Consider the following 6,951-nt stretch of genomic DNA (forward strand, 5'->3'; position numbering starts at 1 on the left):
CCGCGGCCCGCGACGACCACGTCGCGACCTGCAACCACCACCGCCCGACCGGCGACGACGACCGCGCAGCGGCCGGCCGCGCCGGGTCRTGCCCCCGGCGTCGCAGCCGGACCGGACGAGGATGACGGTCCGCGGCAGATCCGCCGCGGTCCCGGCGGTGCCATGCGGCCCGTCGCAGCCCCCAAGACCACCCACAAGCCGGGCCCGCAGAAGGAACGCGGCCGCCTGACGCTCGTCACCGCGCTCAATGCCGACGAAGTGCGCGAGCGCTCGATCGCGTCGTTCCGCCGCCGTACCCAGCGCCTGAAGGGTCACGCCTCGAACGAGCCGAAGGAAAAGCTGATCCGCGAGGTGATCATTCCGGAAGCGATCACCATCCAGGAACTCGCCAACCGCATGGCCGAGCGCGCGGTCGACGTCATCCGCATGCTGATGAAGCAGGGCGCGATGCACAAGATCACCGACGTGATCGATGCCGACACCGCGCAGCTGATCGCCGAGGAGCTCGGCCACACCGTGAAGCGCGTGGCCGCGTCCGACGTCGAAGAAGGCCTGTTCGACGCCACCGACGATTCCACCGACACCGAGACGCGCTCGCCGGTCGTGACCGTGATGGGTCACGTCGACCACGGCAAGACCTCGCTGCTCGACGCGCTTCGTCATGCCAACGTCGTCTCCGGCGAAGCCGGCGGCATCACCCAGCATATCGGCGCCTATCAGGTGCTGTCGCCGGAAAGCGGCAAGAAGATCACCTTCATCGACACGCCCGGCCACGCCGCGTTCACCGCGATGCGCGCCCGCGGCGCCAAGGTCACCGACATCGTCGTGCTGGTGGTTGCGGCCGATGACGGCGTGATGCCGCAGACGGTCGAAGCCATCAACCACGCCAAGGCGGCGCGGGTGCCGATCATCGTTGCCATCAACAAGATCGACAAGCCCGACGCCAAGCCCGAGCGCGTGCGCACCGAGTTGCTCCAGCACGAGGTGCAGGTCGAATCCTTCGGCGGCGACGTCGTCGACGTCGAAGTGTCCGCCAAGAACAAGACCAATCTCGACAAGCTGCTCGAGATGATCGCGCTGCAGGCCGACATCCTCGACCTGAAGACCAATTCGGAGCGCCCGGCCGAAGGCACCGTGATCGAGGCCAAGCTCGACCGCGGCCGCGGTCCGGTCGCGACCGTGCTGGTTCAGCGTGGCACGCTCCGTGTCGGCGACATCATCGTTGCCGGCGCCGAGATGGGCCGCGTCCGTGCGCTGATCTCGGATCAGGGCGAGACCGTGGACGAGGCCGGCCCGTCGGTGCCGGTCGAGGTGCTCGGCTTCAACGGTCCGCCGGAAGCCGGCGATCGTCTCGCCGTGGTCGAGAACGAAGCCCGCGCCCGCCAGATCACGAGCTACCGCGCGCACCAGAAGCGCGAGAACGCGGCTGCCTCGATCTCCGGCATGCGCGGCTCGCTCGAGCAGATGATGTCGCAATTGAAGACGGCGGGCCGCAAGGAATTCCCGCTGATCATCAAGGCCGACGTGCAGGGCTCGCTGGAAGCGATCCTCGGCTCGCTGGAGAAGCTCGGCACCGACGAAGTCGCCGCCCGCATCCTGCATGCCGGCGTCGGCGGCATCTCGGAATCCGACGTGACGCTCGCGGAAGGCTTCAACGCCGCGATCATCGGCTTCTCGGTCCGTGCCAACAAGGAGGCCGCCGCGGCCGCCAAGCGCAACGGCATCGAGATCCGCTACTACAACATCATCTACGACCTCGTGGACGACGTGAAGAAGGCGATGAGCGGCCTGCTCGCGCCGACCTTGCGCGAGACCATGCTCGGCAACGCCGCGATCCTGGAGATCTTCAACATCTCCAAGGTCGGCAAGGTCGCCGGCTGCCGCGTCACCGACGGCACCGTGGAACGCGGCGCCAATGTGCGCCTGATCCGCGACAACGTCGTCGTGCACGAAGGCAAGCTGTCGACGCTGAAGCGCTTCAAGGACGAAGTGAAGGAAGTCCAGTCCGGCCAGGAATGCGGCATGGCCTTCGAGAACTATCACGACATGCGTGCAGGTGACGTGATCGAGTGTTACCGCGTGGAGACGATCCAGCGCTCCCTGTAAGTCCAAATCTTACCGAAGCGCCCGGATCTTTTTGAGCTGAAATTGCGGGAGTGCGATGGCCGGATTTTTTCCGGCCATCCGCCTCATTCGTTTCAACAGGACAAATGACAATGCTCGTGTCCCAAACACGGGCATGACGAGGTGATTTTCGAACCATGCCCCGCCACCATCAGAAGAAGAGTTCCGCCACCGGCGGCTCGCAACGCCAGTTGCGCGTCGGCGAGCAGGTTCGCCATGCGTTGGCCGATATTCTGGCGCAAGGCATTGTGCATGATGCGGACCTCGAAGGTCACATCATCACCGTACCGGAGGTGCGGATGTCGCCCGACCTGAAGCTCGCGACAATCTACGTGATGCCGCTCGGTGGCCGCGACACCGAGGTCGTCATCGCGGCGCTCGAGCGCAACAAGAAATTCCTGCGCGGCGAAGTCGCGCGGCGCGTTAACCTGAAATTTGCACCCGACCTTCGCTTCCGCGTCGACGAACGATTCGACGAGGCGGAACGGATCGAGAAGCTTTTGCGAACGCCTGCGGTGCAGAAGGACCTGGAACAGGATCCGGATACGGATCGGGAAGAAGAGCGATGATGATGGACCCGGCTCACGGCACGATCGGCGGCGACGAGCCCGATGCGCGCGATGTGCAGAAAAATAATTTTGCGGAAATCGGCGGCGATACGCAGCCGCATCAGGAGCCGCGCCGCGTCAACAACGATCCTCGGGCCAACAAGCAGAAGGGCAATCAGCCGCGCCGCGACCGGCGCGACGTCCATGGCTGGGTCGTGCTGGACAAGCCGATCGGCATGACCTCGACGCAGGCCGTCGCCGTGCTCAAGCGCCTGTTCCAGGCCAAGCGCGCGGGACACGCCGGTACGCTCGATCCGCTCGCCTCCGGCGGCCTGCCGATCGCGCTCGGCGAGGCGACCAAGACGGTTCCCTTCGTCATGGACGGCCGCAAGCGCTACCGCTTCACCGTCTGCTGGGGCGAGGAGCGCGATACCGACGACATCGAGGGCCGGATCACCGCGACCTCCGACCAGCGCCCGACCCGGGAGGCCATCGAGGCCCTGCTGCCCCGCTTCACCGGGGTGATCGAGCAGGTTCCCCCGCGCTATTCCGCGATCAAGATCCAGGGCGAGCGCGCCTATGACCTCGCCCGCGACGGCGAGATCGTGGAACTGGCCCCCCGCCCGGTCGAGATTCACCATTTATCCCTTGTAGATCAACCGGATAGCGACAGGTCCACGTTCGAGGCGGAGTGCGGCAAGGGCACCTATGTGCGCGCCCTGGCCCGCGATATGGGCCGGATTCTCGGCACTTACGGCCATATCTGCGCGCTGCGGCGGACGCTGGTCGGCCCATTCGGCGAAAACGACATGATTCCGCTGGATCAGTTGGAGGCTTTGTGCGATAGAGCCGCGTCCGGCGAGGGCAGCCTCGCCGACGCGCTTATGCCCGTTGAGACCGCGCTGGACGACATCCCGGCACTGGCCGTCACTCGGGCTGATGCGGCAAGGCTCCATCGGGGCCAGGCCGTTTTGTTGCGCGGACGGGATGCGCCCAATTGTAGCGGCACAGTCTATGTCACGGTGGCAGGCCGGCTTCTCGCGCTTGCTGAAGTTGGCAATGGCGAAATCATCCCCAAGCGTGTGTTCAACCTGACCGGCCTGACTGCCAGCTCCGGTCGCAACGAGAGAAATTGACGATGTCGATTGCCGCAGAACGCAAAGCGGAAGTCATCAAGACGAATGCCACCAAGGCCGGCGATACCGGCTCGCCGGAGGTTCAGGTCGCGATCCTGTCGGAACGCATCAACAACCTCACCAACCATTTCAAGACCCACGTGAAGGACAACCATTCGCGTCGCGGCCTCTTGAAGCTGGTCTCGACCCGCCGTTCGCTCCTCGACTACCTGAAGAAGCGGGACGAGGCGCGTTACAAGGCGCTGCTCGAGAAGCACAACATTCGTCGTTAAGTGTTCCTGCGCGCGCCAACGGCGCGCGTTTTCGCGCGTGGTTTCGAACGAAAGCGTTTGTTTAAAGGTTTTTGATCGAGGCTGCGTACGCGTCGGGTGCGGGCCCAAAGCGCGATAAGAATCGCACTTTGGATTGTTGTTTGAGCATGATCTTTTCGGAAAACCGCTTCGCACTTTTCCGGATCATACTCGAGTGATGATTCGCATCCGGGGCATGATGGGCGAAGACCGAGGTTCGGTGTTCGCGTTCGTGCCGACTGACAGTCCAGCAGCAATCCGGCGGCTGGGCGCAACGGGCAAGGCGCCCGTATGACCCGAAAGGATGGACGCCATCCGAAATCCAGAAACCATGGCAGGATCGCAGGACGCTGATCGCCGCTTCGATCGGCGTCCCGCAATCTTGCGCATGGTTTTTGTTTTTCGAGCCGTCCCTTCTTTCGAGAACCCATGAAAGAAGACCTCTATGTTCAATAAGCATTCAGTCGAGATCGACTGGGGTGGACGCCCTCTCAAGCTTGAAACCGGCAAGATCGCGCGCCAGGCCGACGGCGCCGTCGTCGCGACCTACGGCGAGACCGTGGTGCTCGCCACCGTGGTGGCCGCGAAGGCGCCGCGCGAAGGCGTCGACTTCCTGCCGCTGACCGTCGACTACCAGGAGAAGACCTACGCCGCGGGCCGCATTCCCGGCGGCTACTTCAAGCGCGAGGGCCGTCCGACCGAGAAGGAGACGCTGGTCTCCCGCCTGATCGACCGCCCGATCCGTCCGCTGTTCGTCGACGGCTGGCGCAACGAGACCCAGGTGATCGTCACCGTGCTGTCGCACGACATGGAGAACGATCCCGATATCGTGGCGCTGGTGGCCTCATCGGCTGCGCTGACCCTGTCGGGCGCTCCGTTCAAGGGCCCGATCGGCGCCGCGCGCGTCGGCTTCGTCAATGACGAATATGTGCTCAACCCGACGCTCGACGAGATGGTCGACACCCAGCTCGACCTCGTCGTCGCCGGCACCGCCGACGCGGTGCTGATGGTGGAATCGGAAGCCAAGGAACTGAACGAAGACATCATGCTCGGTGCGGTGATGTTCGGTCACCGTCACTTCCAGCCGGTGATCAACGCGATCATCGATCTCGCCGAGAAGGCCGCGAAGGAGCCGCGCGAGGTCACCGTGATCGACAATGCGGCGCTCGAGAAGGAAATGCTCGGCCTCGTCGAGCAGGAACTGCGCGCCGCCTACGCCATTCCGATCAAGCAGGATCGCTACGCCGCGGTCGGCAAGGTCAAGGAAAAGGTGATCGCCCATTATTTCCCCGAAGGGCAGGAGCCGAAATACGACAAGCTGCGCATCGGCGGCGTGTTCAAGGAGCTCGAAGCCAAGATCGTTCGCTGGAACATCCTGGACACCGGCAAGCGCATCGACGGCCGCGACAGCAAGACCGTGCGCAACATCATCGCCGAAGTCGGCGTGCTGCCCCGCGCCCACGGCTCGGCGCTGTTCACCCGCGGCGAGACCCAGGCGATGGTCGTGACCACGCTCGGCACCGGCGAGGACGAGCAGTATATCGACGCGCTGTCGGGAACGTACAAAGAGACGTTCCTGCTGCACTACAACTTCCCTCCCTACTCGGTCGGTGAGACCGGACGCCTCGGCGGCACCAAGCGCCGCGAGATCGGCCACGGCAAGCTCGCCTGGCGCGCGATCCACCCGGTGCTGCCGCCGCATCACGAGTTCCCCTACACGATCCGCGTGGTCTCGGAGATCACCGAATCCAACGGCTCCTCGTCGATGGCTTCGGTCTGCGGCGCCTCGCTCGCGCTGATGGACGCCGGCGTGCCGTTGAAGCGGCCGACCGCGGGCATCGCGATGGGCCTGATCCTCGAAGACAAGCGCTTCGCGGTGCTCTCCGACATCCTCGGTGACGAGGACCATCTCGGCGACATGGACTTCAAGGTCGCCGGCACCGAAGCGGGCATCACCTCGCTCCAGATGGACATCAAGATCGAGGGCATCACCGAGGAGATCATGAAGGTCGCGCTCGGTCAGGCCAAGGATGGGCGTATCCACATCCTCGGCGAAATGGCCAAGGCGCTCACCAACGCCCGCGCCGAGCTCGGCGAATACGCGCCGCGCATCGAGACCTTCAAGATCCCGACCGACAAGATCCGCGAAGTGATCGGCACCGGCGGCAAGGTGATCCGCGAGATCGTCGAGAAGACCGGCGCCAAGGTCAACATCGAGGACGACGGCACCGTGAAGGTCGCCTCCAGCGACGGCGAGGCGATGAAGGCCGCGATCAAGTGGATCAAGTCGATCGCGTCCGAGCCGGAAGTCGGCCAGATCTATGAGGGCACCGTCGTCAAGGTGATGGAGTTCGGCGCCTTCGTGAACTTCTTCGGCTCCAAGGACGGCCTCGTCCACATCAGCCAGCTCGCTTCGGCGCGCGTGCAGAAGACCTCCGACGTCGTCAAGGAAGGCGACAAGGTCAAGGTCAAGCTGCTCGGCTTCGACGACCGCGGCAAGACCCGGCTGTCGATGAAGGTGGTCGACCAGACCACCGGCGAGGACCTCGAGGCCAAGGGCGGCGACGGCGAGAAGGCTCCGCGCGAAGCGGCCGGCGAGTAAGTCTCGCTCCGCACATCGGAAACACGAAGGGCGGCCGAGAGGCCGCCCTTTTTGTTTGCCGCTTACTTCGGGAGCGCTGCGCTCCCGCTCGCGGGAGAGGGTCGGGGAGAGGGTGTCTCCGCAGAGAGACTCCCAACGAGGAGAGAACCCTCACCCGCGCCTACGGCGCGACCTCTCCCGCAAGCGGGAGAGGTGCAGCAACTCAGCCCGTGATGTCGAACCGGTCGAGGTTCATCACCTTGGTCCAGGCC

5 protein-coding genes are annotated in these 6,951 nt (G+C 64.6%); all 5 read left to right on the forward strand.

What is annotated here, in order from left to right; translation table 11 throughout:
- Positions 1-2,106: translation initiation factor IF-2 (infB, locus tag ACXJL8_RS29215; RefSeq protein ID WP_456686037.1), on the forward strand; the 2,106-nt coding region annotated here is incomplete at its 5' end.
- A 155-nt stretch (positions 2,107-2,261) separates the two neighbouring features.
- On the forward strand, positions 2,262-2,693 hold the full coding sequence (gene rbfA, locus ACXJL8_RS29220) for a 30S ribosome-binding factor RbfA (RefSeq protein WP_456618511.1): 432 nt from the start codon (positions 2,262-2,264) through the stop codon (positions 2,691-2,693).
- Complete coding sequence (gene truB, locus ACXJL8_RS29225) at positions 2,690-3,808, forward strand: tRNA pseudouridine(55) synthase TruB (RefSeq protein ID WP_456618512.1); 1,119 nt, start codon at positions 2,690-2,692, stop codon at positions 3,806-3,808. The genes rbfA and truB overlap by 4 nt, the downstream gene beginning before the upstream one ends.
- Before the next feature lie 2 nt (positions 3,809-3,810).
- A complete protein-coding gene (rpsO, locus tag ACXJL8_RS29230) occupies positions 3,811-4,080 on the forward strand; it encodes a 30S ribosomal protein S15 (protein WP_018644188.1) in 270 nt (89 codons plus the stop codon).
- Between the two features lie 463 nt (positions 4,081-4,543).
- The gene (pnp, locus tag ACXJL8_RS29235; protein ID WP_456618513.1) at positions 4,544-6,700 is read left to right on the forward strand and encodes a polyribonucleotide nucleotidyltransferase; all 2,157 of its coding nucleotides are present in this window, start codon (positions 4,544-4,546) and stop codon (positions 6,698-6,700) included.
- The last annotated feature ends 251 nt before the right edge of the window (positions 6,701-6,951 follow it).

The sequence above is a fragment of the Bradyrhizobium sp. P5_C11_2 genome (genome assembly GCF_054049755.1).

What these genes read in the sequence shown, in the direction of transcription:
- pnp (WP_456618513.1), top strand. Translation starts at nt 4,544, where the DNA reads ATGTTCAATAAGCATTCAGTCGAGATCGACTGGGGTGGACGCCCTCTC.
- truB (WP_456618512.1), top strand. Translation starts at nt 2,690, where the DNA reads ATGATGATGGACCCGGCTCACGGCACGATCGGCGGCGACGAGCCCGAT.
- rpsO (WP_018644188.1), top strand. Translation starts at nt 3,811, where the DNA reads ATGTCGATTGCCGCAGAACGCAAAGCGGAAGTCATCAAGACGAATGCC.
- rbfA (WP_456618511.1), top strand. Translation starts at nt 2,262, where the DNA reads ATGCCCCGCCACCATCAGAAGAAGAGTTCCGCCACCGGCGGCTCGCAA.